The organism is Pseudoalteromonas sp. P1-25 (assembly GCF_001401805.1).
In the GTDB taxonomy this organism is placed as follows: domain Bacteria; phylum Pseudomonadota; class Gammaproteobacteria; order Enterobacterales; family Alteromonadaceae; genus Pseudoalteromonas.
Genome location: NZ_LKDW01000145.1, coordinates 1 through 218 on the forward strand (window position 1 = coordinate 1; position 218 = coordinate 218).

At 46.8% G+C, this 218-nt stretch carries 2 tRNA genes; both read right to left on the minus strand.

From position 1 onward, the window contains the following. Window positions 1–7: 7 nt before the first annotated feature. Window positions 8–83 (minus strand) — tRNA-Thr (locus AN393_RS19930). 57 nt (window positions 84–140) lie between these two features. Further along, window positions 141–216, minus strand: a tRNA-Phe gene (locus AN393_RS19935). Window positions 217–218 lie beyond the last annotated feature (2 nt).

Consider the following 218-nt stretch of genomic DNA (forward strand, 5'->3'; position numbering starts at 1 on the left):
AAATAAATGGTGCCGACTAACCGAGTCGAACGGTTGACCTACTGATTACAAGTCAGTTGCTCTACCAGCTGAGCTAAGTCGGCACACTAAAGCGTGTGCTAAGGCACGTTCAATTTTAAAGATTGAGAACTTAAAGTAAATGGTGCCTCGACCCGGAATCGAACCAGGGACACGAGGATTTTCAATCCTCTGCTCTACCAACTGAGCTATCGAGGCAC